Genomic DNA, 25,499 nt, shown 5'->3' with positions numbered 1-25,499 from the left:
GATGCCCCAATACGTGTTGGAGATTGCTGGCATCCGCCGCGTTTTTTGATATATTTTTTTGGAGCGTTTACTCCATTCCTACCCGCGATTCCATCATATGGGTAAAATTCTGGATTGTCAACTCCATTTTTGTTATGATGTGCGTATGAACAATTCAATCGAAACCAAAACCAAAGCCAATACGGCTAAATTGACCAATAAGGGAAAAGAAACGCGCGGCCGCATCGTGGCCGCGGCCGCAGAGCTGATCCTGGGGCGGGGCGTTTCCGGAACAAGCGTGGAGGATGTGCAAAAGGCGGCGAAGGTGAGCGCTTCGCAGCTGTACCACTATTTTAAAGAAAAGAGGGAGTTAGTCTTAGCGGTTATTGATTATCAGTCCGATACGGTACTTGGGGGGCAGCAGTCGTTCTTCGACCATTTCGACAGTTTTGAAGCGCTTGAGGCATGGAGGGACGCCATCGTCGAGAGCCAGAGCAAGCAGCATTTCCTGGGCGGTTGTCCGATCGGTTCTTTGGCCAGCGAGCTGTCAGAAAAAGAGCCGGAAGCTCGCTTTGAGCTCGCCTCCTGCTTTGCCAAATGGGAGGAGGAGCTTCGCAAAGGGCTTCGCCTCATGCATGAACGAGGAGTCCTGCGACCCGAAGCGGAACCCGACCGTTTGGCCCTGGCACTGCTGACCGCTCTGCAGGGAGGGCTGCTGCTGTCCCAGGTCCGCCGTGAGCCCGGCCCGCTGATTGCGGGACTGGACACGATGATCGCGCATATTCGCTCGTTTGCGGCGTAAGTCGCAGTGAGGGCAAGTGGCGAACTGGGCGGACTATTGAGCTTTTTGATCGTTATGCGCGGGTATGTGGCAGCGGTTAGGGGAATCGCGTGTTGCATGAAGTGCTCGGGATGGAAGCTCGCAGGCATTAACCATGTTACCATGGTGAACTATGCGAGAAGAGAACATGGAGCCCAGTGTACGGCACAGCCGCATAAGCCTGTTTCCATGGCAGACTCTAACGAATCGTAGACACCTTATTTTCGCGCAAAATAGCCCCATTTCAAACCTAACGGACTCAAAAGTCGTTATTTCGGCTAAATCGGCAGCAAAAGCCTGCTAATCGGCGAAATAAGATCATCTGAGTCCGTTAAACTGCTCGCATGATTCAAATTTCAAAAATAAGGGTTATACGATCCGTTAGGGCTTTAATTTCGACGTCACTCGCCGGCATTAACTTCGTTATTGGGGAAATAAGAACATGCAATCGCCCATTTTGAACCCAATCGGCACCGTCTTTGTTCCCGTATGAAGTACTGAGCCTGCCCGTGATTGGTATAGCGATATTCTGGAGCTTGAAATTAGCGGCGAGATTCAATAATGGTTTGTACATGCCAATTGGAGCGGACGGTAGGTACTGGATCCGTTGCACGGTGTTCAGACATCGGTAGAATAGGACAATTCTTTTTGTGCTTCCAAATCTGCCAGCCTTGACGTTAGAGCTGCCTTTATTTCCTCATAAGCATCGCTGCCCAAAGCTAAACGCAAAGGGCCATTTCCTTCGTCAACACGTTGAATGATGACTTTTGCCATCTTCTGCGGATCGCCGAGGAGCGTATCTATGCCTTCTTTGGTACTGTAATATCTAATGAATTCCCTGGCGGGTTGATCGTGGTATGCCTCCAATTCTTGTTCAATTACGCCATTTGCGGAAAAAAATCCAGTTCGAATTCCGCCGGGTTCTATCATTGTGAGCTTAATATTAAATGGAGCCGCTTCTTTGGCAAGCGCCTCAAAAGCTCCTTCAACCGCCCATTTGGAAGCACTGTACAATCCTAAACCCGGACCGGAGATTTGTCCGACCATGCTTGCAATTTGAACAATATGGCCTTTGCCTAGGGCTCTGAAATAGGGCATAAAAGCGCGGGCGACTCGCAGCGATCCCAAAAAATTAGTTTGAAACAAGTGCTCGATTTGATCGTCACTCGCTTCCTCCACAGCCCCATACATTCCATATCCGGCATTGTTTACTAAAATATCAATGGTTCCGAGATCTTCTATCGCTCGGTTCACAGCCTGTTTAATAGATTGTGGTTCCGTTAAATCAAGCGTTGTCCGCCATAAATTTAGACCATACTTTTTCTGCAATTCATCGAGTGCTTGCGGTTTGCGCACTGTAGCGGCAACACGATCTCCTCTCTCAAGCAATACCTCCAGCATTGGATATGCCAATCCGCCATTCGCTCCAGTAATAAACCATGTTTTCATAAGAATTCCTCCTTTTTGTCGCTGCTACTAATTATAGCGACGGTTATGGAGGTTAGCCGCAGTATGTTTATGCTAGTAATATAATTACCACTTTATAATTGAGCATTCTATTAATAGAAATGATGCCTGCCCAGGATTTATATACAAAAGAATCCATGAACAATGTCGAAGCTGGATTTCAGCCTGTACGTTTCATGGACTCTGTAAAAATGACTATTTTAAAGTTCATGTGTTTTATGCTAGCAGTGACATTAACTTTTCCTCCGTTTCTACGCTAGCAGGCGTATATATACTCCAGTGTAAAGTTGGATTGCCGTCAACGGATAAAGAATGTGCTTGAAATTCCAATAAGCCAACCTCCGGGTGTTGAAAAATTCCACAGGTAATCTTCTTCTGCTCTACGTCATGCTGCTCCCATAATGATTTGAATTCTGCATATTTCTCGCATAGCCATCCGGCTCTCTCGAGGTACTCCGGATGATCCGGGTGACGATCGCATACCCCGCGAAATACCGCCACACTGTACGAGATAAATTCATCACGGTTTACCATTTGCTCCCTGATTTTTTCATCAGAAAAAATAATATTCAACATATAGCGTTCTTCTTTAAGCCATGCATTGAAGTCAGAGATAACCATCTCCGCTGCTTTGTTCCAAGCTAATACTTCTGTGCTGTCGTTTATAATAAAGGATGGATAGCTAAGCTGTTCCACAGCTGAATACAAAGAAGTACTGTCTTCTTCCTCATCTTCATCAATATCTTCTTGGGAGCGCAAGCTGCCAAGCTCCGATAGATCGATTAGGTGCATGAGCTCATCTTTATTCAATTGCAGAGCCTTTCCAATATTCCGTAAAATTTCTTCGGAGGGCTTAACATCCCGTCCCTGCTCCAACCATGTATAATAAGTAGTGCTCACATTAGCCATATAAGCGACTTCTTCTCTGCGTAAGCCAGGCGTCCTTCGTCTAGTTGTCTCTGTGATTCCGACTTTTTCCGGTTGTAGGCGTTCTCTTCTTGATTTTAAGAATTGACCAAGCACTTTTGATGAATGGGTATTATTCATTGTATTTTGTCTCCTTTTTGAGAACTTTAATGTGATACTGCTCAACTTATATTTTAACTTCCAGGTAGAATGCCTTTTTATCTTTACTTATGAAGTATAGAAAAAGCAAAGAACCCTTACAACGTAAGGGTTCTTTCTTATGATCTGCAGAGGGCTCGAACCTCTGACCCCCACCCTGTCAAGATGGTGCTCTCCCAGCTGAGCTAGCAGATCAGATTATAGTGAAGACAAAATTTATCATATCAAGATGGCAGGCTTCTGTCAACTTTTTTTGTATAAAAGGCGGCGGGTTGGGACATCAATGGAATAACTTCAGATCGGTGCAGAAAGGAATTGAAATGATGCAGTTTTTCAAAGCTTTGAATCGTCATAGCTCAAAAAGAAACGGGGTTTCCGGAAGTGGAGAGACCGGATTTACGACGTCGTTTGTCGCCGTGTTAACCACCGTTGCCGTCAGCTTTCTGACATTGGCGCTTCTCAGCGCTTGCAGCCTGGAATCCATTCAGGAGACGATGAACCGGCAAACGCGGAGCTTCCCATGGAGTTTCGGAACATCGGTTTCCGACGACGTGTACTCCCCGACCATTACGAAAGACGTTTATTCCAAAGAAAGCATGGTCCCGCTGGATTAGAATATAACGGCAACGTCTGACACCACGTTTGCTGCGTTAGCCGCAACCATTGAAGCTTTATCTCACCCTCCGATTTTCCAGTTCGCCAAGATTGCATATATCATATCGAACTATACATGATATCAAAAATTTTGTATAATAATGCAATTAGCGAACATTAGGTTTCGGTCATCCTGGGAGGGAAATTTATGGCAGCAGCAACAATCATTCCGGTGAAAACGGACGAGTATTTAAAGCGTTGTCTGGAGATCCGCAAGGAAGTTTTTGTGGAGGAACAGAAGGTGCCGATTGAACTGGAAATTGACGAGTACGACACAATCGGGCCGGATGTTCATCATCTCCTGATTGAAATAGATGGGGCTTATGCGGCAACGGGAAGATTGATTTATTACAAAGATAACTCGGCCAAAATGCAGCGGATTGCGGTTCGCCAAACGTTTCGGTCGCAGGGGATCGGCAAAATACTGCTGCTCGCCCTGGAAGAGCTGGGACGCGAACTTGGCCTGACGAAATCGGTATTGGACGCGCAGTGTCACGCCGAACGGTTTTACGCTAAGCTGGGCTATACCACGATTTCCGCCGAGCCGTTCGACGATGCCGGTATTCCGCATGTGCGGATGGAAAAACCGCTGAAAGCCTAAATAAATGGTTTTCTGAAAATCAGGGCACGCTATACACATATCCCAAGCTAAGGAGATGTGATATACGATGGCCTTGAATACAAGAGAAACGTTTATCGCCGTCCGCAAAAATGGCGATGGCGACCTGGAAGCTTTTAAAACCTCCAGCGGCCGCGTCCTCGATTATGAGCAGGCGCTGAAGGAAGTCAAAGCGGGGGCTATTGCCGGCGTAAACCTATTTAAAGGAAGAGACGGGGAAATGCATATCCGCGGCGACGCCGACGGAGATCCGACCAACAACCTCGACGCCTTGCCAAGTTTTGACTAAGTCGCACGCAACCGAAGGCCTCTATCGGTAAAACCAAACACCCTCTTGAATTTTAACATTCGAGAGGGTGTTTTTTTCAATTTCAACTAAACCGTATAAATTTGATGCTGCCGCAGAAAATCCATTTCCCCGGTGGCCCCGATGAATGATTCCATCTCGTCCCCGTAATGCATTAAGGAGATCAGGCTGCGAATTTCGGGAGGCAGGGACAGCAGCTCCTGAAGCGTTGTATGTACTTCACCGGGCCCGGTCAGCTGGACTTCGTGCAAAATTTTGCGGCAGCCCCGTTCCGTGACCAATTTGGCCAGCAACTCAGGCTGGAATTTCATGTCCGCGCTGTAAAAGATATCATCGTTAATATATAGCGAGTAGCTAAGCTTACCCCGAATATGTGGCGTCTCCATGATCTCCGCCTTCAAGCTCCGCGACAATGGGGTAGCCGCACCTTCCTTCAAGAGCCGGACCTCGAAGGCGTCTTCCAAAGAGGCGATGCCGTCCTGTGAAAGTCCGCCCTTTAATGTATTTTCCCACAGCGGCCCAGCCAGTTTTTCGGGAACATAAAGAATCGGCTTTCGGCCCACGACGTATTTCATGCGGAAAGCCAGTTCCTCGAGCCCGCCGACATGATCGGCGTGAGTGTGCGTAACGAGGATGGCATCGATCTCTTCGAGCGGTTGTCCCAATTGATGAAGCGAAAGCGGAGCCGTAATTCCGCAATCGATCAGCAGCGTAAAATCCTCCGACGATAAGAGTGCGTTATTGTTAAAGTACTTTTTGGCGAAAGCTCCGCCCGTTCCCAGCATCCGAAGCATAAGTGCCACGTTAACTTCATCCTCCTTGCAAAGATCCGCTTTTTACCCTAAATGTACACGATTTGTCCCGGAAACGAAAGCAACTAGCGCGGGATCTCAAAAAAAATGCCATTATTCGTAGAGAAGACCGCAACTTGGACTCCTCGTTAGAGTATAATTTTACATCAACATGAATCATATGGAGGGGTTCATTACATGAAATGGAGAAGAGTTGCATTACTCGTTGTTGCTTTCTCTCTGATGGGCGGTTCCTTGCTATTCGCCGACGCGGCTTCCCAGAAGGTTAAATTCTTATTAAATGGTAGCGAAATAGAAGACGGCGGGTACGTGGTTGATGGTAAGACTTACGTTCCTGTTCGCAATCTTGACGGATTGGTTGAGTATGATGATGCCTCTAAAACGGTAAAATATTATAAACCGAACGTACATCTGTCCCTGTGGCAGACGGACGATAAAATGTTCGGAGACGTGAAGGAAACAGCCAAAATCAAGTTCAGCGTGTTAGCGCAAATTGACGAATTGAAAACGAATATCTCTGCGGTTCGCGTGTCCATTACGGCGCCTGACGGCTCCGAGAAGGTCATTCAAACGGCCGATATTAAGGATCAGCAGGATCACTTCTGGTTCCGTACGAACGATTACACCTATGATTTTAAAACGGTGGGCAAATACACCGTTGGTTTCTACATGCAGTCCTCCAGCAGCACCGACTTTGTATTGGTCTCGAAAAAAGGGATCAATGTGCTGAAATAACCGGAAAAAACTCGTAAATTGACCGATCCCGGGCAAAAATGATACGATACGAGAGGACCGACAGGTTACAACCCATTAAACCACTTTAAAGCGAGGTATTTCAATGAGCGATCATAATCACGAACACGGTGAAGCATGCGCATGCGGACATGACCACGACCATCATCACCATCACGAGCATGGTGAAGCTTGTGGCTGCGGACATGACCATGATCACGATCATGAGCATGAAGAGTTTGTGTTGACGCTGACCGACGAACAAGGCAATGACGTAGAGATGGTTCTTGTCGAAACGTTCGACGTAGGTGAAAAGGTATATGCGCTGCTGCTGGAACGGAACAATCCGGAAGCGGACGGCATCATTCTCCGTATGGAAGAAGAGAACGAAGAAATGGTGCTTTATAATATTGAAGACGAAGAAGAATGGAAACAAGTGGAAGAGGCTTATAACCAGCTCGTTTCCCAAATGGACGAAGCCTAAGACAAGTCCCGGATTATAATAAACGGTTTAATAAAGCATAAACAAAAAACAAGCACCTCGGACGAATATCCGGGGTGCTTTTTGCGTTGATCAGGGACGGAAGCCGGATTAGAATATCGGGTCCGCTTCCACGATCACTTTGACATTTTCGATATAACGGTCTTCCGGGCCTTTGACGGGCAACCCGATCTCAACGTGGTCCACGATGTAATCGATGTTGTCCTGTGAAATAACTTCTCCCGGCAGCAAAATCGGAATTCCCGGCGGGTATACGTAGATGAATTCGGCGATAATCCGGCCCGCGGATTTTTTAAACGGTATTACTTCCGTATCCGCGTAAAAGGCATCGCGCGGAATCAGCGATAGATGTGGAATTTCCGGCACTTTAACGATAAGTTCGTTGGCGCTGTTGTCTTTATAGATATGGGCAAGATCCCGCAGGGCCGTCAGCAATGTTTCTACCGTTTCCTGCGTATCTCCCGGAGTAATCAGGCAAAGAATGTTGTACATATCGCTGAGCTCGACCTCGATATTGTAATGGTCTCTGAGCCAGTTTTCCGTCTCATAGCCCGTGATTCCCAAATGGCGGACGTGAATCGTTATTTTCGTCGGATCGTGATCGAACGTCGCCTCGCCGCCGAGAATCTCGCGGCCAAAGCAATACAAGCCTTCAATTTTATTGACTTCGCCGCGCACATACTCGGCCATCTCAATAGCTTGCTCCATCATTTCGCGGCCTTGGAGCGCCAAACTTCTGCGCGAGGTGTCCAGGGATGCCAGCAGCAGATACGAAGTGGAAGTCGTTGTGAGCATGCTGATGATCGTCTGAACCCGCTGCGGGTTGACGTACCCGTTTTTGGTGTTCAGGTTCAGAACAGAGCTCTGAGTCATTGAGCCGCCCAGTTTATGAACGCTTGTTGCCGCCATATCGGCGCCGGCCTGCATCGCGGACATCGGCAGCTTTTCGTGGAAATGGATATGAACGCCGTGGGCTTCATCCACAAGCACGGGAACATGGAAACTGTGGGCGAGGTCCACGATTTCTTTTAAATTGGCGCACACGCCGAAATAAGTCGGGTTGATCACCAGCACCGCTTTCGCATCCGGGTGCTTCTGCAGGGCTCTACGGACCGAAGAGATCGTGATGCCGTGATCGATGCCGAGATTATGGTCCTGCGCCGGCGAGACAAACACGGGTTTGGCCCCGGCAAAAATAATCGCCGACATGACTGATTTATGAATATTTCTCGGCACGATGATTTTATCACCGGGAGAACAAATGGATAGTATCATGGTCATAATGGCGCCGCTGGTGCCTTGCACCGAGAAATAGGTGTAGTCCGCTCCGAATGCGTCGGCAGCGAGCTTTTGGGCCTGTTCGATGACGCCGCTCGGCTGATGCAAATCGTCCAGGGGAGCGATGTTGATAAGGTCGATGGACAAGGCGTTATCGCCAATAAATTCGCGAAATTCTTTATCGGTTCCAATTCCTTTTTTGTGCCCGGGAATGTGGAATTGAACGGGATTGCCGGCCGCGTGCTTTTTAAGGGCGGTGAACAGCGGCGTGCTTTGATGATCCATAGGGGCCATCCCTGCCTTTCTCGGTGAATTTTCAAACAAAATTGAGTATAGCAAAAACAGCTTGGAATGCAAGCAAAGACTTTGTGCGGAATTCCCGATTCGCTCCAATTCCGTGTAAGTTCGCGAAAAAAAGGGACAGACTAGATCAAGAGAATCACTTTAAGGACAATGGAGAGGGAGTGTATAGATGGAGATAACTACCAGAATCGCCGGCAGAAAATGGTTTAACAAGGCGCTCGCCAGCCTATGGATCATCATGTTTTTGGTGGAGTTCGTCAAAGGGGCGCTGCTTGTCGCCATTTTGCCGGTGTACATGGGAGATGTGCTCAAACTCAGCGCGTTTGCCATCGGTCTTTCCTTTTCCCTCCAATATATCGGCGATAATGCGTTTCGCAGCCCGGCCGGTTGGCTGATCGAACGGCTCGGCTTTCGCGTGACGATGACGATTGGGCTGTGCATCACCTTCGGGGCCGTGATGATGATCGCCTTCCTGCAGACAGTGGGTTTCATCGTACTCGGCTGCGCTTTGCTGGGCATCGGTTCGGCGCCTTTATGGCCATGTGTCATGATGGGCATCACCGCGATGACCGAAGAGAACAAAAAATTCGGTACCGCAATGGGAGTTATTCAAATGTCCAGTCTCGGCGGAACCGGCTCCGGTCCGGTGATCATGAATTTTTTCGTCAATCATTCGATCCGCCCCTTGTTTTGGTTTCTGCTGGGCTGCATGGCGCTGGTGGTGGCGGTTTCCCTGTTTCTGCCCGGGAAATCCCAACAGTTTTTTCCGGGACAAGCTGTGGGGCGATCGCCAAAGGCAGCTCAGAGTTCCCTTTGGAAAGGAGGTCTCCGCAAAAATTTGCGGGCTACTTTCCGGCATATCCGCGACAATTTGCATGTGAGCCCACTTTTGTATCCGGCCCTGTTCTTTCAGGCGTTCACCGTGGGACTGCTTACGCCGGTCATTACACTATACGTTCGCACCGAGCTTGGGTTACCGCCCGAAACTTACAGCGCCATGCTCGTCGTGGGCGGCGGAATTACGCTGCTCGGACTGATTCCGATCGGCAAAATGGTGGATCGTTTCGGAACGCGGCGGTTCCTAAATATCGGATTTGCCCTGGCGGCCGTCACTATCGGATTGTTTGCCGTCATGCGGTCCGTCCCGGTCATTTGGATACTGGTGATGCTGATCGGGGTCAGCTACGCGTTTATTCTGCCGACCTGGAACACGATGGTGTCGCACCAGTTGCCTGACGGCGAGAAAGGAACGGTGTGGGGGTTGTTCCTGACGATTCAAGGTTCCGGGATGGTCGTCGGACCCATCGTATCCGGCAAGCTGTGGGATTTGCTCGGACCTCCAGCCCCATTTTTGGCGAGCGCGTCCGTGATGGCTTTGTTATTTATCCTGCATTTGCTGCTCTCCAGAAAAAAAAGAAACCTTCCCGCGACTCGTTAGTTTCGGGAAGGTTGAACTTTGCGGAGCATGTAATTCAAAAAGAGCCTTTATATAACGGCAGCAATGTGGTGAACGTTTCTTCAATGACGCTAACCAGCTTGTTTCCGTCGCTGAGCAGAGGATCGTCCTTCTCAAGACGAAGACCGCACAAAATTTCCGATTTTTTCACGGTACGGAGTTTTTCGGCCCATGCTTTCAATTGCTTGCTGTCCGTGTCGCTTTGGAGCGTTCCGCCCGGGTCAAAATGATCCAGCGACCAGTAAAAACGGTCGGGCAGCGATTTGGCCAGCTTCGTCGCCTGTTTGTCCAAAAATTGGGCAATCACGGCCTTGTTGGGGCTTTCGTAAATGACGGCGAAAATGATGAACAAGTGGGTCGAAAACATCCCCACCTCAAAATGCGGGAGCGCCTTGTACCCCCGCTTGCTGGCCGCCCAGGCGACCCAAGTATCGTTCGGCGGGTTCACGACGCGCCGGGCATGTTTGGCTACGTGAGGATACATCTCCTCTCCGCAAAGCACGGACAAGAACGGGCTAAGCGTCTCTCCCAGCGTTTCAAGTTTCGGCCTTACCTTTCCGATAATCGCTTCCATTCTCGGGGCGAGTCCCGGAACGGTCAACGTCTGAAAATCCTCTTGCGTAAATCCGGCAAAAGTCGCGTTCATCTTAATACCTCCAGCTTGATCTATCATTGATATCCTTTATCATCGGTTTCCTTCAGTATAACATAATCGCATTCCATCTCCGCGCGTCTGATTCTCCCAAGGCATGTGTCACTCCCAGCCCGAAACGGGTAAAAATAATCAATAAACCAAGTTCCATAACATAAGATGGAGTATAAGATAAGGTAAACCAGAACAAGAAAAAGTCAAGCGAGTTTTGTACGAAGAGTGCAAATGGGAAGTCCGCTGACAAAAACAATGTATGCTTTCGCAGCAGTTTTGTTCGGGGAGCATACGCAGTTGCCCAACGCAAAACTAAGCGTATGCTTCCACAGCGAGTTTTGCTCGAGACGCCAACGGTCACAAAACCAAGCGTATGCTTCCGGTGCAAGTTTTGTTCGAAGAGTACTCGCAGATGTTTATGCTCACAAAACTTTTAGGAGGGAGTGCCGTGAATAAAAGTTATGAGGTGGAATACTGCAACCTGGAACTCCGATTCGACCGCCGGCACATTCAACAATTGATCCGCGATTTAATCCAAGACGGGTATTCTTTATATTGGAGCGAAACCGAGTCCATTTTTATCATATCCGTGCGTACGGGGCGAAAGCTGACTAAACTTAAATTTCAGCGTCTCGCCAAGGGATACAAGCTGGTGGGCGACTATATTATTCGGGACGCCAAGCTGGCGGAATGGTTGGAAAAGCTGATAGGGGATTTACGCGGTCATGCGGTGGTTAAGCGTTTCAAAGACAGGCAGATTTTGATCGAAAATATTTTGTTCGGCGAAGTAATCCGTCTCGTGGAGATTACCGGAATGGAGCATCGGGTCATTTTTCAGAAAGGGCCTACCGTCGATATGAAGAAAATGGGCGAATTGTTCGACAGCCAGTCCGCGGAGCAGCAGCTCGAGAGTCTTCAACAGGAACTTGACGCGGAGCTTGAAAAATTATATGAAGCGATGCAGCAAGGCGACGAGCAGGCTTCGGAATCATGCAAGGAAAACCTCCGGAGGCTGCGCGTGGAATTGCTCCGGCTTGAATGGTAACCTGCCTTTTGGTTCAATCTATAAATGTTCGGCAGCGCCGCAGCTTGGTCTTCGAACTGAAAACTTACTTACGCTCCCCCTGCGATCCGGGGGTTGTTTTTTGAGCGGGCGCCCAGGGGTTCACTTCTGTACACAAAAGAGTTAAAATGAAAATATTGAAAAAATATATGTGGCAAAGGATGGAGAGCATGTCTAAACAACAAATCGGCGTTATCGGCTTGGCCGTTATGGGCAAAAACTTGGCCCTTAATATTGAAAGCCGGGGTTTTACGGTTTCGGTGTTCAACCGTTCCCCGGAGAAAACGCATGACCTTCTGGATCATGAGGGGAAAGGCAAAAACCTTGTTGGTACATTTTCCGTTGAAGAGTTCGTGAACTCGCTGGAAACTCCGCGTAAAATTTTAATCATGGTACAAGCCGGCCCGGCAACCGACTCCACCATCGAGCAATTGCTTCCTTTCCTCGACCAAGGCGACATCATCATCGACGGAGGCAACGCGCATTTTCCGGATACGCAGCGCCGCAGCAAAGAGCTTGAAGCCAAAGGCTTCCGCTTCATCGGCACCGGAGTCTCGGGCGGGGAAGAGGGCGCTCTGAAGGGCCCAGCGATCATGCCGGGCGGACAAGAAAGCGCGTATAAGCTGGTAGAACCGATTCTTACGGCGATTTCCGCCAAAGTGAACGGCGATCCTTGCTGTACATATATCGGGCCGGACGGTGCCGGACATTATGTGAAGATGGTTCACAACGGCATCGAATACGGCGACATGCAGCTGATCGGGGAAGCCTATCACCTGCTGAAAGACGTTCTGAGCGTTGATGCCAAAGAACTGCATGAAATTTTCACGGAATGGAACAAAGGCGAGCTGGACAGCTACCTGATCGAAATTACCGCCGACATCTTCTCGCAATATGACGAAGAAACCGGCAAGCCGATGGTTGACATCATCCTTGACGCAGCCGGCCAAAAAGGCACGGGGAAATGGACAAGCCAAAGCGCACTCGATCTTGGCGTACCGCTGTCCATGATTACGGAATCCGTATTCTCCCGCTTCCTGTCCGCAATGAAGGAAGAACGCGTAGCGGCCAGCAAAATTTTGAACGGACCTGCCAAACCGGCATTCAGCGGCGACAAAGCCGAGTTTATTGAAAATGTGCGCAAGGCGCTGTTCGCATCCAAAATCGTTTCCTACGCGCAAGGGTTCGCTCAAATGCGCACCGCTTCCGACGAATATGGCTGGAATCTGAAATACGGCAACATTGCGATGATCTTCCGCGGCGGCTGCATCATCCGCTCGCAGTTCCTGCATAACATCAAAGCCGCTTACGACCGTGATTCGGAGCTCAAAAACTTGCTTCTTGACGAGTACTTCAAAAACGTGGTGGAAAGCTATCAAGGCGCATGGCGCAAAGTCATTTCCGCCGCGGTTGAGAACGGCATTCCGGTTCCGGGCTTCTCAAGCGCCCTGTCTTACTATGACAGCTATCGCACGGAACGTCTGCCGGCCAACCTGCTGCAAGCGCAGCGCGATTACTTCGGCGCCCACACCTTCAAACGGGTGGACAAGGAAGGCGTATTCCATCATCAATGGTTCTAAAATTTGCGTGGGCAGCTTATTGCCCTGCCTGTAAAAGGCGCCGGAGAGCGGCAGTTTCGCTCTCGCGGCGTCTTTTTTTCACCGCAGTGCCTAAAAGTGCCGGCCTATGTTATGATATGAAAAAGCTAAAATTGATATAGAATGGCGAGTAGGTGACGGATGATGAGCGGCCATAAAGCCAATATTGTCCTCATCGGTATGATGGGGACGGGAAAATCGACGGTTGCCGCCTGTCTGGCGGAGAAAACGGGGCTTCGGTTCGTGGATCTCGATTCGGCGATCATAAAAGAAACGGGACACACGATTCCCGAGCTGTTTGCGGAGAAGGGCGAGGGATTTTTCCGGAATACGGAATCTGGCGTTTTAGGGAAAACGCTCGCGGGGACAGGCATCGTGCTGGCAACGGGCGGAGGAGCCGTGCTGCTCGAAGAGAACCGGCGTGTCATGCTGGAGAACGGGCTCGTGGTTGCGCTCGCGGCTACAGCGGACGAGATTGTGGCGCGGGTCGGCGAAGACAAGAACCGGCCGCTGCTGGCCGGAGGGGCCAGGAAGCGGGTAATGCTGCTTCTCGAAGAGCGGAAGCATGCTTACGATTTTGCCCATATCCGGATCGATACGTCGGGGAAAACCGCCGAACAAGTGTCAGATGAGATTTTAATGCATTACCGCGTTTAATGGACAATCACTCGATAAAGGAGAGTTATCATATATGGACGTTATCGTAAGGCCAACGCCTGAACTGAAGGGAGAAATCGGAGCACTCTCTTCCAAGAACTATACGACCCGTTATCTGCTGGTCGCCGCTTTGGCGGAAGGGACAAGCACCGTATACTACCCGGCTCACAGCGAAGACAGCGATGCGATGCGCCGCTGTATTTCGGATCTCGGCGCCGTGCTTGAGGAAGACGAGGAGAAAATCGTTATTACCGGATTCGGCCGCCGTCCGAAGGAAATCAGGGAACTGAACGTGGGAAACGCGGGCGCGGTGCTGCGTTTTTTGATGGCAATTGCCGCGTTATGTCCGGAAATCACTTTCGTGAATACGTATCCCGATTCCTTGGGCAAACGTCCCCATGACGACTTGATCGATGCGCTCGGTCAAATGGGCGTACAAGTCGAACACAACGAAGGGCGGCTCCCGATCACGATTCGCGGCGGGGCTCCCCGGGGCGGCAAAATCCGCATCTCCGGGGCTGTCAGCTCGCAGTATTTGAGCGCGCTGCTGTTTTTGACGCCGCTGCTGGAAGAGGACAGCGAAATCGAAGTGCTGGACGATCTGAAATCGAAGGTCGTTATTGGTCAGACGCTTGAGGTGCTGGAGCAGGCGGGAATCGTCGTGCATGCCAGCAGCGACTACATGCATTTCACCGTGCCGGGCCGGCAGGCTTATCAAGCGAAAACGTATACTGTACAGGGAGATTATCCGGGATCGGCGGCGATTTTAGCCGCAGCGGCGGTGACGAAATCGGATGTCAAGGTGCACAGGCTGGCGGAGCGGAGCAAGCAGGGAGAACGCGCCGTGGTCGACGTCCTGCAAATGATGGACGTGCCGCTGACGCATGTTGACGGCACGGTTCATGTGCAGGGCAACCGCCGGCTGCGGCCGGTCGAGTTCGACGGAGACGCGGCGACCGACGCGGTGCTTGCCATGGTGGCCGCGGCCGTTTTTGCCGATGGGACTTCGAGATTTTATAATGTGGAGAATCTGCGCTACAAAGAATGCGACCGAATTACCGATTATTTGAACGAACTGAAAAAAGCGGGGGCCAAGGTGGAGGAGCGGCAGGCGGAAATTATCGTTCACGGCCAGCCTTCCGGTCTTGAGGGCGGGGTGGAGATCAATGCGCACTATGACCACCGGGTCATCATGGCCCTGACGGTTGTGGGCCTGCGCTGCCGCCAGCCGCTATTGATCAAAGATGCTCATCACGTAGCTAAATCGTATCCGCAGTTTTTTGATCATATCGCTTCGCTTGGCGCGTCCGTGGAATGGGTAAAGTAACTGTAGTATATTTGAATTAATCCAAATCAGCTTCGAAAGGTGGAAACGAAGATGGCATTTGAAAATCCAAGCCGCGAAGAAATCAAGAAAATCTTAGAAAACGCCGGGAACATCGCTGTGGTGGGATTGTCCGACAAAACGGACCGCAGCTCTTATATGGTCGCTCAGGCGATTCAGAATAACGGATACCGGATCATTCCCGTGAATCCATCGGTGACCGGAGAAATCCTGGGAGAGAAAGTATATGCGTCTTTGGAGGACATTCCGGAGCCGGTGGACATCGTCGACGTCTTCCGCCGAAGCGAATACACGCCGGAGGTCGCCAAGGAAGCCGTTAAAATCGGCGCCAAGGTGCTTTGGTTACAGCAGGGAATATTCAGCGAGGAAGCCAATGAGATCGCCTCAAGCGCCGGTCTGACCGTGATTATGGACCGCTGCATCAAGGTGGAAGACAGCCTGTTGATCGGCAAAAGACCTTAAACCTTTAACGACAAATTCCGCGGAAAAATTCGGAAGGTCCACTCCAGCATGGGGCGGGCCTTTTTGTCGCGCGCTTTTTCCTTTGACAAATTTATTAGCCTGGGATTACCATAATGAAATAGAGAGAGGGTATCCTATAGGGGTACCGCACAAGGAGGACATAGGGGGGCAAAGGATGATACAGGGTATCGGCGCAGCGGCGGGAGTAGCGATCGGCAAAGCTTTTGTGCTGCCCGCCTGGGAATGGGATGTGCCAGACCAAAGACTGGAGAAGGTGGATCTCGCCAAAGAGTTCGAGCGGCTGTACGAAGGCATTCGCACTTCCAAAACCGAGATCGAAGTGATGAAGAACGAAATTAAGGAAACGGTGGGAGCCGAAGAGTCGGGAATATTCGACGCTCACATTGCGATATTGGAAGACCCCGTATTCATGAGCGAAATCCAGGGGATCATCGAACGTCAATACAAAGCGGCCGAGGTTGCCGTCAAAGAAGCGATCGACCATTTTGTAACCATGTTTGATTTGTTGGACGACGAATACATGAAAGAGCGGGCGCTTGACATCAAGGATGTCGGGAACCGCTTGCTTAAGCATTTGCTGGGAACGCCGGACGTTACGCTGCCCGCGGATACCCAGCCTTATATTCTGGTCGCCAAAGAATTGTCCCCTTCGCAGCTGGTGCATCTGAATCCCGACAACGTGCTCGGAATGGTTACGATGTCCGGAGGCAAGACGTCCCATTCGGCGATTATGGCGCGGGCGCTGGGCATTCCGCTCGTCTCGGGGCTGGAGCACAAGCTGGAGGACACTTTTCAGACCGGAGACCTTCTGGTTATTGACGGAGATGAAGGCAGAGTTTATCTTGGGCCGGGCAAAGACATCGTGGACCGCTACACCGAGGTGGCCGAGAAGCAGCGCCGCCGAAAAGAACAGCTGCAGCTGCTGGCTTCGGTCGAGGCGGTCACGAAGGACGGCGCCCGGATTCGTCTGGCCGGCAATATCAGCTCGGTGAAAGATCTGGAGATCGCCGTCAAACACGGAGCCGAAGGTGTCGGACTATTCCGAACCGAGTTCCTGTACATGGACCGCGCCACCTTTCCCGGGGAAGAAGAGCAATTTGAAGTTTACCGTCAAGTTGCCGAAAAGGCGGGCGGCCATCCCGTGGTCATACGTACGCTCGACATCGGGGGCGATAAGCAGCTGGAGTATTTCGAACTGCCGGAGGAAGAAAATCCGGTACTCGGATATCGGGCTATTCGCATCAGCCTTGACAGCAAGGGGTTGTTTCAGACCCAGTTAACCGCGATTTTGCGCGCGAGCGCTTACGGAAACGTAAAAATCATGTATCCTATGATCTGCTCTCTGGAGGAAATCCGGGAAGCAAACCGGGTTCTGGAAGATGCCAAGCAGGATTTGGATCGGCGGGGAATAGCCTATAACCGGCAAATTCAGGTCGGGGTTATGATCGAGGTTCCGGCTGCAGCGGCGATTGCCGATTTGCTGGCCATGGAAGCGGACTTTTTCAGCATCGGAACGAACGACCTCGTGCAGTATGTTCTCGCTGTCGACCGGATGAACGAAAAGATCGCCCATTTATACCATACGTTCCACCCTGCGGTGCTGCGGCTGCTGCGCCAGACGGTACAAGCCGCCAAGCAGGCGGGGATTCCGGTCAGCGTTTGCGGCGAGATGGCGGGAGATGAACGGGCGGTTCCGTTATGGCTGCATTTGGGCGTCAGCGATTTGAGCATGTCTCCGCAGTCGCTGTTGCGGGTCAAACACCGCATTCTGAACTCTTCCGTGGAGGAGAGCCATGAAGTGGGCGCGGCCTGCTTCCGTCTAGCTACAAGCAGTGAAATCGAGTCTGAGCTTACCCGCTTTGCGAACGAAGTTTTGGCGAAAAAAGCGATTTAAAATATGCAAAACAAAATGCCGGGGAGGCAAAGACCCCCGGCATTTACTATTCGAAATTAGATTTGTTTATTGTGCAGCGGCATGCCGGCCAGCGCATCGACGAATGCCTTACCGTATGGTGGCAGATCCGGCGGTCTCCGTGCCGATATGATATGTCCGTCGGTAACAACCGGTTCGTCTTTCCAAATAGCTCCGGCATTTTCATGTCATCGCGAATGCCCGGCGTGGATGTTACCGTCACGCCTTTCAGAATCCCGGCGGAAATGAGTACCCACCCCGCGTGGCAAATTTGACCGATCGGTTTTTTGGCCGCATTCAGCTCTTGAACGATTTCCAATACCCGGCGATAACGCCGAAGTTTGTCAGGCGCCCACCCTCCGGGAACAAGGATCCCGTCATAAAGACTGGCATCGATTTCCTCAAACGAAAATTCCGCCTCCGCGGGCACTCCATATTTGCCGATGTATTTTTTCCCTTTCACAGGACCGGCCAGATGGACCGTCGCCCCCTCCTCACGAACCCGATAAATCGGGTACCAGAGCTCCAAATCTTCGAATTCTTCATCAACCAGAGCTAAGATCTTTTTACCAGTAAGTCTCAAATCCGTCGCCTCCCTTTCCTCGACTGCCTTGACGAAATTTTATTTCGATATTTTAATTGTATCAAATATGTAATTTGCTTTCATATCTTGCGGTGGGTGGCATTTTTTCCTGCTATGGTAATTTTGCGCTATTCCTTTCCTGAAGAAGGAATGCGCATGAGCGAGTCGAATAAATATATTATTCATCGCTGCAACTGAATATGCCAAGAACTAAGATGAGGTGATCCTGTGCGCAAACTCTGTCATTGCGGACAAAAAATGAACCTTGGATTCAGGTTGGTCATTTTTGAAGGAACAATCGAAATTGATCGCGTTCCGATTTTCGAATGTGAAGATTGCAGCTATTATGAAGTGCTGCCTGCGGTAAAGCCGGATTTGCTCAATTTGCTGGACACGTTAAAGCAACAGTACGACGGACGGGTGTCTTTTCCGGAAGTGAACGAACTCGCCGATGTCATTTTCGCTATTTACCGGAAGTGGAATCGGGCGGAGGAACTCTCATTTGAAGTTTTGGTTCTGGAGAAATGCGAGGAGCGAATCAACCTGCTCCTGGATCTTTACAGCTTCTCCAAGGATCAGGGCGATTCCGCTTGGATGCAGGATATATCCAAACGTTTGTCCCAGTTGTCCAAATTCGTCAAAGACCGACAATTGTCCCAAACCAATTAGTTTTTTCGCAAATTTTCATGATATTTTTCAAACATTATTTTCTTTTCTTCCCCTTTTTGTTAAGATATCAACAGAACAACCGATGATTCTTTTTTGTTTCAAAAGGAGAGAATTGATGATGTCGACATTGCAGAGAATAACATCCGTACAGGAGCTTCATCATGCTTTGCATCTTTCCTCCGAGCGGCCGCTCCTGCTTTTCAAGCACAGCACAAGATGTCCCATCAGCGCCGGGGCATATCGTGAAGTTGACGCTTATGTTAAAGAAGCGCCGAGTGAAGAGGTTACATACGGGCTTATCCATGTTGTCGAAGATCGGGCGGTTTCGAATGAAGCCGAAAGCGCGCTTGGAGTCAAGCATGAATCCCCGCAGGCCATACTGGTAAAGGGCGGACAGGCTGTTTGGCATACCTCCCATTCCAGGGTTACGAAGGCTGTATTGACAGAGATTCTGGCAAAGTGAAGCGTTATCATTGCACAAAGTAATATTTTGTCGTATCATAAATTTAATTGGAGCAATGGGTATTACCGGATGATCGATTGAAAATCTATGGCAATGGAGAGAAGAATGTGACGGTTACCATTTACGATGTGGCACGTGAAGCAGGCGTCTCGATGGCCACGGTTTCCCGGGTTGTGAACAATAACCCTAATGTGAAACCGCAGACACGGAAAAAAGTATACGAAGCAATTGAGCGTTTGGGGTACCGACCTAATGCGGTGGCTAGAGGACTTGCCAGCAAGAAGACTACCACTGTCGGCGTGGTGATCCCGGACATATCGAATTCGATTTTTGCGGAGATTGCACGTGGCATCGAAGATATCGCCAACATGTACCACTACAACATCATTTTATGTAATGCCGATAAGAAGAAGGAAAAAGAAATCCGCGTCATCAACACCTTGCTTGAGAAGCAGGTGGACGGGCTGCTGTTCATGGGCGGAACGGTAACGGAAGAACATTTGCAGGCGTTCCAGACATCCGCGGTACCGATCGTCCTTTGTGCGACGAGCGATGAGAACGGCATCATTCCTTCGGTGGACATCGATCACGAAGCTGCCGCCTTTGATGCGGTGAGCACGCTGGTTCGTCATGGACATCGGGAGATTGCCATGATCAGCGGGACTTTGCAGGATCCGGCGAATGGTTTTGCTCGCTTTCAAGGTTACAAACGTGCGCTGGAAAAAGCGGGAATTCAGTACCAGGAGGATCTGGTGCGGATCGGAAATTACCGCTACGAATCCGGCGTGGAAGCGATGAAATATTTCCTGGGCCTTAAGAAGCGGCCAACGGCCATTTTTGCGGCTACGGATGAAATGGCGATCGGCGCCATCCACAGCATCCAGGATGAAGGCCTGAAAGTGCCGGACGATTTCTCCATCATCAGTGTGGACAATATTCGTATGGCTTCCATGGTTCGTCCTCAGCTGACTACCGTTGCTCAGCCGATGTACGATCTTGGAGCTGTAGCGATGCGTCTGTTAACGAAGCTTATGAAGAAAGAGACGGTGGACAACCCTCGCGTGGTTTTGCCGCATGAGACAATTTTGCGGTTATCCGTCAGCCATATCTAAGACTTGCTTGATAACGTTAAGAAAATTTAGAGATAATAATTATACACAGAAAAATATATGAAAAAGGTTAAACATGGAAAAAGCTCCCCGAGTGGGAGCTTTTTTAGGTATTCGGCGAAGGAGTTGGAGTGTATGCTGAATCGCATTGGGCTGATGGGTGCGATGGATGAAGAAATCGCTTTGCTGCTGGGGACCGTGGAGCGGCAGGAAACGGCTGTTCATGCCGGGATTCGTTTCGTTAAGGGAATATGGCACGGCCGTGAAGTTGTGGTATGCAAATCCGGCGTAGGGAAGGTGAACGCGGCGGTCACCACACAGCTGCTGATCGATCAATTTGGAGTGGAGGCGGTCTGGTTCACAGGGGTAGCCGGCGCTATGAACCCGGAGCTTAATATCGGCGATATCGTGATTTCGTCTTCCTGTCAGCAGCATGATATGGACGTGACGCCGCTGGGGTATCCGCGCGGTGTCATCCCTTATCAGGAAACCTCGGATTTTCCCGCAGACCGGCAGCTGGTTAAACTGGCTAAACAGAGCTGCGCCCGGATATGCCGGGATCATCATTTTGTGATTGGACGCGTGCTGTCAGGCGATCAGTTTCTGGCCGATCCTGAGTTGGTTGAAGTGCTGTATGGGGCTTTGAAAGGCGAATGTGTTGAGATGGAGGGAGCTGCGCTTGCTCAGGTTTGCCACATGAACGGCATCCCTTACGTGGTGCTTCGCTCCATGTCGGATAAAGCGGACGGCTCGGCCGACGTTAACTTCGCCGAGTTTACTGCGCTTGCATCGCAGCGTTCATTTGAAATCGTGAGCGATATGATTAAGAACTTGAGTTCCGTAACGGAGTAAATAATAAATGCGTATGAGGCGCATTTTTCCGGTTTGAATCAAGCATAGTCCTGAAGCGCAACCGCGAGACTTTCGCGGTTTTTTGCCGTGATTTCCGCTCGCCTGGGGATGCCCTCCCAGCGGCTCAGGTCATCGAGCCACGTACGGGGGAGCGGGACCGGGGACAGCGCCTGCCACTGGCTGATCCAAGCTTCCGGCAGCGGTTCCAGAGGATTCGCGTCCAGACGGCCGATAATCGGATGATGGCTCATTTCCAGCCACAGCAGACTCCAGGCGCGGGGAACAACCCGCCAGAAATCGTATCCGCCTCCGCCCAAGGCAACCCAACGTCCGCTGCAATAGGAATGGGCGAGGTTGTGCAGAATAGAGGGCATTTTCCGATAGATAGCCATGCTGCAGTGCATGTGGGACAGCGGATCCAGAGCGTGGGCGTCGCAGCCGTGCAGGCTGACGATGAGATCTGGCTTGAAACGCTCCGTCAGACGTTTTACCGAAGTCTCGAAACAATCCAGCCAGGAGTCATCTTCCGTATAAGGCTGAAGGGGAAGATTCATGCAGGCTCCATAGCCTTGATGTTCTCCTCGTTCGGATAAAAAGCCGGTTCCCGGAAAAAGATATCTCCCCGTTTCATGAATGGAATAGGTGCAAACGTCGGGATCGGAATAGAAGCTCCACTGCACGCCATCCCCGTGGTGTACGTCTGTATCCACATACAGAATGCGGGCTCCGTAGCGGCGCTTCGCGTAAGCGATGGCAACGGCGGCGTCATTATAGATGCAAAAGCCGGCGGCCTTCGCCGCCAAGGCGTGATGCAGCCCGCCACCCAAGTGAAGGGCATGGGTACACTGGCCCGACATAACCGACTCCACGGCCGTTATGGAGCCGCCTACTACGTGAGAAGCCGCTTCATCCATCCCCGTAAAATAAGGCGTATCCTCATCCAGCAACCCGTATTGCTCCGCCTTGTCGACCCATGCTTGAATGGGGCTTGGGCGGCTTAGCTCCCGCACGGCTTCGATGTAGGCCGGTTGATGGATCCACAACAATTCCTCTTCTGCAGCAGGACGGGACTGCAGCAGGTGGAATGACTCAAGTGCTCCCGAAGCAGTCAGCAGGTCTAGGGTTAGCTGGAGCCGAATGGGGTGGAAGGGATGACTGTCATGGAAACGATAGTCCATGTCATGCTCATGGCGAACAAATAAAGCGCTTCCAGACATGGGGGCACACGACCTTTCTTATTCATCACTTCACTTCAATACATAAAGCGCTGCTGAAACCGGATCCGGTCAAACTGCTCCTCAGATTCCAGCGGGACCTCTTTACCGATGCGGACCATCAGGCAGTTCGCCGGATGGGAGCATATTTCCGGGTCGTCGGTAGCGTACCAGACCATATCTACGGTTTTCATCAGCCGTTCCATCATTTTACGGTAATCCCATACGCTGAGGCCGCTGTTTTTTAAATCCCAATGCCAGTAATATTCGGTCGTAAAAACGATATAACGCTCCATCTGACTGTCTTCGAAAGCCGTGTGGATCATTTGCGATCCGAGCCCCAGGGAACGGTAGTCGTTTGCTACCTCTACGGCCCCCAGCTCGATAAGATCCGGCATTCGGCCTTGAGACCATCGCTCCATTTCATCGGGGTAGTGGAAGGTTACGTAACCGACGATGGTGTTTTCTTCCCTGGCTAGAATAATCCGCCCTTCGGGAAGACCGGCGATTTCGATCAGAGCAGCGTGCTGTTCTTCGGGCCTTCGAAACGCGTCCAGGTCCGAATGCATTCGCAGGCTTTCCAAATGGATAGGGGTGACCGGGCCTTCCAGAACAATCTCGCGATCTTGATGGGGCAGGGTATGGCGGATGTACGTTTTTTGGTGCTCCATTAAACCGCCTCCTTTGCTCGTTCCCCTCACTTATAACAGAAAAATGAATATTTGAAAAGTATAGCCGCTGTGGGAGACGTATGATATAATGATTTCCGACATAAAAAATTCACATATTTTGGATTAATGTGTGATTTTTGACGCAAACAAATAACGATTATTAATTCCAGTCCAAGCGGATGCCTAACTGCTTTATGACGCTGAAAATGACTTTTGATTTACACTCCTATGTATCCGTTTTCATGATTTTCGCTCTAGCATGATGATGGTTTCACACAGAATCAAGGGAGGATGAAACGATGAGTCAACTGCAAGGGGAAATGATTTCGGCGATCGCTCCGTCGGCCAATATGACGAATTATGAAGAGGCTTATGCGGATTTCAACTGGGAGGATGTTGAGAAACAGTTTTCCTGGTACGAATCGGGAAAGGTGAACCTGGCTTACGAGGCGATCGACCGGCATGTCGACGCCGGCAAAGGGGAACGCGTTGCGCTGCTGTACAGCGACCCGGTCCGCCAGGAGTCGATTACTTACGAACAGATGAAGGGATTGACGAACCGGTTCGCCAATGTGATGCGAAGCTACGGGATTTCCAAAGGAGATCGCGTCTTTGTCTTCATGCCCCGAACTCCGGAATTGTATGTCAGTGTTCTTGGCGCCATCAAGGTTGGCGCGGTGGTTGGGCCGCTTTTTGAAGCTTTTATGGAGACGGCTGTCAAAGACCGGCTCGAAGACAGCGGAGCCGTTGCGCTGGTAACGACGCCGGCGCTGCTGCCGCGGGTGAAGCGGGAGGCGCTGCCGCTGCTTAAATTCATCTTTGTCGTTGGCGATGAAGTACCTGCGGAGCAAGGCATTATTGACCTTCGGGCCGAATTGTCCGCAGCTTCTCCGGAGGCCGAGATCGAATGGGTCAACCGGGAGGATGGATTGATTTTGCACTATACGTCCGGCTCCACGGGCAAACCCAAGGGCGTTTATCATGTGCACAATGCGATGCTTCAGCATTATCACACGGGTAGAGTCGTACTCGACCTCAAAGAGAACGACATTTATTGGTGCACGGCGGACCCGGGTTGGGTTACGGGCACGTCCTACGGCATTTTTGCGCCTTGGCTGCACGGCGTAACGAACGTCATTCGCGGCGGGCGCTTCAGCCCCGGCGATTGGTATGACACGATTCAGAAGAATAAAGTTACCGTCTGGTACAGCGCCCCTACCGCGTTTCGGATGCTGATGGGCGCCGGACAGGATATCATTGAGCAGTATGATTTGTCTTCCTTGCGCCATGTGTTGTCGGTAGGCGAGCCGCTTAATCCGGAGGTTGTGCGCTGGGGACTTAAGGTATACGGCCAGCGGATTCACGATACGTGGTGGATGACCGAGACCGGCGGCCAGCTTATCTGCAATTATCCGGCGATGCCGATCAAGCCGGGTTCGATGGGCAAGCCGGTTCCGGGCATCCAGGCCGCCGTTATCGACGATAATGGGAAAGTGCTGCCACCTTACCGGATGGGCAATTTGGCGATTCGCACGCCTTGGCCGTCGGTGATGCGCCTGATTTGGAACAACGCGCCCAAATTCGAAGAATATTTCCGCGTCCCGGGCTGGTACATTTCCGGCGATACGGCTTACGTCGACGAGGACGGCTACTTCTGGTTCCAGGGCCGGATCGATGACGTGATCAACTCCTCCGGGGAGCGGGTCGGCCCGTTTGAGGTGGAAAGCAAGCTGGTGGAGCATCCGGCGGTAGCCGAGGCGGGCGTAATCGGCAAACCCGATCCGGTGCGCGGCGAGATCATCAAGGCCTTCATTTCCTTGCGGGAAGGTTTCACGGCCTCTGAAGAACTGAAGGCCGAAATCGCCCGCTTCGTGAAGGAAGGCCTGTCCGCCCATGCCGCCCCGAGGGAAATCGAGTTCAAAGACAAACTCCCCAAAACCCGCTCCGGCAAAATCATGCGCCGTGTACTCAAAGCCTGGGAGCTGAACCTCCCGGCGGGGGATCTTTCGACGATCGAGGATTAATTGGCGCTTAGAGGGAGGAGGGACAGGATTGGAGCGTGGTTTTAAAAATAGTTAAAAACTATGACAATTATCAAAGTACATGTTATTTTGATTTTTTGTTTCCAGAAGCTCCAAGAAATTTAATTCACGCCGGAAGTAAGTTTGAACTCTTCGAATCGAAAAAAGTTGGCGATGGAGAGATCATTGAATGTTAAAAGGGTTGGATGGTCTGAATAG

25 protein-coding genes, 1 tRNA gene and 1 pseudogene are annotated in these 25,499 nt (G+C 50.9%); 18 read left to right on the top strand and 9 right to left on the bottom strand.

The annotated features are described in order from the left end of the window. The first annotated feature begins 145 nt into the window (after positions 1-145). The gene (locus ACI48K_RS04575; RefSeq protein ID WP_475026313.1) at positions 146-781 is read left to right on the top strand and encodes a TetR/AcrR family transcriptional regulator; all 636 of its coding nucleotides are present in this window, start codon (positions 146-148) and stop codon (positions 779-781) included. Between the two features lie 636 nt (positions 782-1,417). On the opposite strand, the gene ACI48K_RS04570 is transcribed toward ACI48K_RS04575, so the two are convergent. The 3 genes from ACI48K_RS04570 to ACI48K_RS04560 form a co-directional block, all read right to left on the bottom strand. After that, the gene (locus tag ACI48K_RS04570) at positions 1,418-2,248 is read right to left on the bottom strand and encodes an SDR family oxidoreductase (RefSeq protein ID WP_475026311.1); all 831 of its coding nucleotides are present in this window, start codon (positions 2,246-2,248) and stop codon (positions 1,418-1,420) included. 234 nt (positions 2,249-2,482) lie between these two features. Then, positions 2,483-3,313: a helix-turn-helix transcriptional regulator gene (locus tag ACI48K_RS04565; RefSeq protein ID WP_475026310.1), complete on the bottom strand. Its 831-nt coding sequence runs from the start codon at positions 3,311-3,313 to the stop codon at positions 2,483-2,485. 140 nt (positions 3,314-3,453) lie between these two features. After that, a tRNA-Val gene (locus ACI48K_RS04560) sits at positions 3,454-3,526 on the bottom strand. A gap of 77 nt (positions 3,527-3,603) precedes the next feature. Here ACI48K_RS04560 and ACI48K_RS04555 point away from each other — a divergent pair. From ACI48K_RS04555 to ACI48K_RS04545, 3 genes are all read left to right on the top strand, one after another. Further along, entirely contained in the window at positions 3,604-3,945 is a 342-nt protein-coding gene (locus ACI48K_RS04555) for a hypothetical protein (RefSeq protein ID WP_475026309.1), read from the top strand. A 188-nt stretch (positions 3,946-4,133) separates the two neighbouring features. After that, on the top strand, positions 4,134-4,586 hold the full coding sequence (locus ACI48K_RS04550) for a GNAT family N-acetyltransferase (protein ID WP_475026308.1): 453 nt from the start codon (positions 4,134-4,136) through the stop codon (positions 4,584-4,586). A gap of 67 nt (positions 4,587-4,653) precedes the next feature. Beyond that, on the top strand, positions 4,654-4,893 hold the full coding sequence (locus tag ACI48K_RS04545) for a DUF3892 domain-containing protein (RefSeq protein ID WP_475026306.1): 240 nt from the start codon (positions 4,654-4,656) through the stop codon (positions 4,891-4,893). Positions 4,894-4,979: 86 nt separating this feature from the next. On the opposite strand, the gene ACI48K_RS04540 is transcribed toward ACI48K_RS04545, so the two are convergent. Beyond that, entirely contained in the window at positions 4,980-5,714 is a 735-nt protein-coding gene (locus ACI48K_RS04540; protein ID WP_475026304.1) for an MBL fold metallo-hydrolase, read from the bottom strand. A gap of 186 nt (positions 5,715-5,900) precedes the next feature. On the opposite strand from ACI48K_RS04540, the gene ACI48K_RS04535 reads away from it, so the two are divergent. Together ACI48K_RS04535 and ACI48K_RS04530 are read left to right on the top strand one after the other, a co-directional pair. Further along, positions 5,901-6,458, top strand: coding sequence for a copper amine oxidase (locus tag ACI48K_RS04535; RefSeq protein ID WP_475026302.1), 558 nt, complete (start codon positions 5,901-5,903; stop codon positions 6,456-6,458). A gap of 103 nt (positions 6,459-6,561) precedes the next feature. Beyond that, the gene (locus ACI48K_RS04530) at positions 6,562-6,939 is read left to right on the top strand and encodes a DUF1292 domain-containing protein (protein ID WP_475026300.1); all 378 of its coding nucleotides are present in this window, start codon (positions 6,562-6,564) and stop codon (positions 6,937-6,939) included. 108 nt (positions 6,940-7,047) lie between these two features. On the opposite strand, the gene ACI48K_RS04525 is transcribed toward ACI48K_RS04530, so the two are convergent. Further along, positions 7,048-8,520 (bottom strand): aminotransferase class I/II-fold pyridoxal phosphate-dependent enzyme, encoded by a 1,473-nt coding sequence (locus ACI48K_RS04525; protein WP_475026298.1) that lies wholly within the window; start codon positions 8,518-8,520, stop codon positions 7,048-7,050. A gap of 187 nt (positions 8,521-8,707) precedes the next feature. Between ACI48K_RS04525 and ACI48K_RS04520 the strand changes: the two genes are divergently transcribed. Beyond that, a complete protein-coding gene (locus ACI48K_RS04520) occupies positions 8,708-9,976 on the top strand; it encodes an MFS transporter (RefSeq protein WP_475026296.1) in 1,269 nt (422 codons plus the stop codon). Positions 9,977-10,010: 34 nt separating this feature from the next. Here the strand turns inward: ACI48K_RS04520 and ACI48K_RS04515 are convergent, their stop codons facing one another. Continuing rightward, positions 10,011-10,640, bottom strand: a complete 630-nt coding sequence (locus ACI48K_RS04515) for a YktB family protein (RefSeq protein WP_475026294.1) — start codon at positions 10,638-10,640, stop codon at positions 10,011-10,013. A gap of 448 nt (positions 10,641-11,088) precedes the next feature. Between ACI48K_RS04515 and ACI48K_RS04510 the strand changes: the two genes are divergently transcribed. The 6 genes from ACI48K_RS04510 to ptsP all read left to right on the top strand — a co-directional run bounded on the left by ACI48K_RS04510 (position 11,089) and on the right by ptsP (position 17,680). Further along, positions 11,089-11,685, top strand: coding sequence for a hypothetical protein (locus ACI48K_RS04510; protein WP_475026292.1), 597 nt, complete (start codon positions 11,089-11,091; stop codon positions 11,683-11,685). 188 nt (positions 11,686-11,873) lie between these two features. Next, on the top strand, positions 11,874-13,283 hold the full coding sequence (gene gndA, locus ACI48K_RS04505; RefSeq protein ID WP_475026290.1) for an NADP-dependent phosphogluconate dehydrogenase: 1,410 nt from the start codon (positions 11,874-11,876) through the stop codon (positions 13,281-13,283). A gap of 162 nt (positions 13,284-13,445) precedes the next feature. Continuing rightward, a complete protein-coding gene (locus tag ACI48K_RS04500; RefSeq protein WP_475026288.1) occupies positions 13,446-13,958 on the top strand; it encodes a shikimate kinase in 513 nt (170 codons plus the stop codon). 34 nt (positions 13,959-13,992) lie between these two features. Continuing rightward, the gene (gene aroA / locus ACI48K_RS04495) at positions 13,993-15,285 is read left to right on the top strand and encodes a 3-phosphoshikimate 1-carboxyvinyltransferase (protein ID WP_475026286.1); all 1,293 of its coding nucleotides are present in this window, start codon (positions 13,993-13,995) and stop codon (positions 15,283-15,285) included. A 51-nt stretch (positions 15,286-15,336) separates the two neighbouring features. Then, positions 15,337-15,765 (top strand): CoA-binding protein, encoded by a 429-nt coding sequence (locus ACI48K_RS04490; RefSeq protein ID WP_475026284.1) that lies wholly within the window; start codon positions 15,337-15,339, stop codon positions 15,763-15,765. Positions 15,766-15,940: 175 nt separating this feature from the next. Further along, positions 15,941-17,680, top strand: a complete 1,740-nt coding sequence (gene ptsP, locus ACI48K_RS04485) for a phosphoenolpyruvate--protein phosphotransferase (protein WP_475026282.1) — start codon at positions 15,941-15,943, stop codon at positions 17,678-17,680. Positions 17,681-17,736: 56 nt separating this feature from the next. Here the strand turns inward: ptsP and ACI48K_RS04480 are convergent. After that, positions 17,737-18,281, bottom strand: a pseudogene (locus tag ACI48K_RS04480) (type 1 glutamine amidotransferase domain-containing protein). Between the two features lie 228 nt (positions 18,282-18,509). Here ACI48K_RS04480 and ACI48K_RS04475 point away from each other — a divergent pair. From ACI48K_RS04475 to ACI48K_RS04460, 4 genes are all read left to right on the top strand, one after another. Next, positions 18,510-18,950 carry a hypothetical protein gene (locus ACI48K_RS04475; RefSeq protein ID WP_475026280.1) on the top strand — a complete coding sequence of 147 codons (441 nt, stop codon included), beginning with the start codon at positions 18,510-18,512 and terminating at the stop codon, positions 18,948-18,950. A 118-nt stretch (positions 18,951-19,068) separates the two neighbouring features. Continuing rightward, a complete protein-coding gene (ytxJ, locus tag ACI48K_RS04470; RefSeq protein ID WP_475026372.1) occupies positions 19,069-19,413 on the top strand; it encodes a bacillithiol system redox-active protein YtxJ in 345 nt (114 codons plus the stop codon). 107 nt (positions 19,414-19,520) lie between these two features. Further along, positions 19,521-20,525 (top strand): catabolite control protein A, encoded by a 1,005-nt coding sequence (gene ccpA, locus ACI48K_RS04465; RefSeq protein WP_475026278.1) that lies wholly within the window; start codon positions 19,521-19,523, stop codon positions 20,523-20,525. A 132-nt stretch (positions 20,526-20,657) separates the two neighbouring features. Then, positions 20,658-21,374 (top strand): 5'-methylthioadenosine/adenosylhomocysteine nucleosidase, encoded by a 717-nt coding sequence (locus ACI48K_RS04460; protein WP_475026276.1) that lies wholly within the window; start codon positions 20,658-20,660, stop codon positions 21,372-21,374. 38 nt (positions 21,375-21,412) lie between these two features. Here ACI48K_RS04460 and ACI48K_RS04455 read toward each other — a convergent pair whose 3' ends face one another. Both ACI48K_RS04455 and ACI48K_RS04450 read right to left on the bottom strand, forming a co-directional pair. Further along, complete coding sequence (locus ACI48K_RS04455) at positions 21,413-22,591, bottom strand: acetoin utilization protein AcuC (RefSeq protein ID WP_475026274.1); 1,179 nt, start codon at positions 22,589-22,591, stop codon at positions 21,413-21,415. Positions 22,592-22,626: 35 nt separating this feature from the next. Beyond that, positions 22,627-23,259: a GNAT family N-acetyltransferase gene (locus ACI48K_RS04450; protein ID WP_475026272.1), complete on the bottom strand. Its 633-nt coding sequence runs from the start codon at positions 23,257-23,259 to the stop codon at positions 22,627-22,629. A gap of 299 nt (positions 23,260-23,558) precedes the next feature. Between ACI48K_RS04450 and acsA the strand changes: the two genes are divergently transcribed. Then, on the top strand, positions 23,559-25,283 hold the full coding sequence (gene acsA, locus ACI48K_RS04445) for an acetate--CoA ligase (protein WP_475026271.1): 1,725 nt from the start codon (positions 23,559-23,561) through the stop codon (positions 25,281-25,283). The last annotated feature ends 216 nt before the right edge of the window (positions 25,284-25,499 follow it).

The sequence above is a fragment of the Paenibacillus terrisolis genome (assembly GCF_056171975.1).
The sequence above is the reverse complement of the archived record's forward strand: the minus strand, read 5'-3'. Positions and strand labels throughout refer to the sequence as shown.

Bases quoted from the DNA above. Each gene is read 5' to 3' on its own strand.
- ytxJ (WP_475026372.1), top strand. From the start codon at position 19,069: ATGTCGACATTGCAGAGAATAACATCCGTACAGGAGCTTCATCATGCT.
- acsA (WP_475026271.1), top strand. From the start codon at position 23,559: ATGAGTCAACTGCAAGGGGAAATGATTTCGGCGATCGCTCCGTCGGCC.
- ACI48K_RS04490 (WP_475026284.1), top strand. From the start codon at position 15,337: ATGGCATTTGAAAATCCAAGCCGCGAAGAAATCAAGAAAATCTTAGAA.
- ACI48K_RS04570 (WP_475026311.1), bottom strand. From the start codon at position 2,248: ATGAAAACATGGTTTATTACTGGAGCGAATGGCGGATTGGCATATCCA.
- aroA (WP_475026286.1), top strand. From the start codon at position 13,993: ATGGACGTTATCGTAAGGCCAACGCCTGAACTGAAGGGAGAAATCGGA.
- gndA (WP_475026290.1), top strand. From the start codon at position 11,874: ATGTCTAAACAACAAATCGGCGTTATCGGCTTGGCCGTTATGGGCAAA.
- ACI48K_RS04455 (WP_475026274.1), bottom strand. From the start codon at position 22,591: ATGTCTGGAAGCGCTTTATTTGTTCGCCATGAGCATGACATGGACTAT.
- ACI48K_RS04530 (WP_475026300.1), top strand. From the start codon at position 6,562: ATGAGCGATCATAATCACGAACACGGTGAAGCATGCGCATGCGGACAT.
- ACI48K_RS04535 (WP_475026302.1), top strand. From the start codon at position 5,901: ATGAAATGGAGAAGAGTTGCATTACTCGTTGTTGCTTTCTCTCTGATG.
- ACI48K_RS04500 (WP_475026288.1), top strand. From the start codon at position 13,446: ATGAGCGGCCATAAAGCCAATATTGTCCTCATCGGTATGATGGGGACG.
- ACI48K_RS04460 (WP_475026276.1), top strand. From the start codon at position 20,658: ATGCTGAATCGCATTGGGCTGATGGGTGCGATGGATGAAGAAATCGCT.
- ACI48K_RS04515 (WP_475026294.1), bottom strand. From the start codon at position 10,640: ATGAACGCGACTTTTGCCGGATTTACGCAAGAGGATTTTCAGACGTTG.
- ACI48K_RS04575 (WP_475026313.1), top strand. From the start codon at position 146: ATGAACAATTCAATCGAAACCAAAACCAAAGCCAATACGGCTAAATTG.
- ptsP (WP_475026282.1), top strand. From the start codon at position 15,941: ATGATACAGGGTATCGGCGCAGCGGCGGGAGTAGCGATCGGCAAAGCT.
- ACI48K_RS04450 (WP_475026272.1), bottom strand. From the start codon at position 23,259: ATGGAGCACCAAAAAACGTACATCCGCCATACCCTGCCCCATCAAGAT.
- ACI48K_RS04550 (WP_475026308.1), top strand. From the start codon at position 4,134: ATGGCAGCAGCAACAATCATTCCGGTGAAAACGGACGAGTATTTAAAG.
- ACI48K_RS04545 (WP_475026306.1), top strand. From the start codon at position 4,654: ATGGCCTTGAATACAAGAGAAACGTTTATCGCCGTCCGCAAAAATGGC.
- ACI48K_RS04565 (WP_475026310.1), bottom strand. From the start codon at position 3,313: ATGAATAATACCCATTCATCAAAAGTGCTTGGTCAATTCTTAAAATCA.
- ACI48K_RS04520 (WP_475026296.1), top strand. From the start codon at position 8,708: ATGGAGATAACTACCAGAATCGCCGGCAGAAAATGGTTTAACAAGGCG.
- ACI48K_RS04525 (WP_475026298.1), bottom strand. From the start codon at position 8,520: ATGGATCATCAAAGCACGCCGCTGTTCACCGCCCTTAAAAAGCACGCG.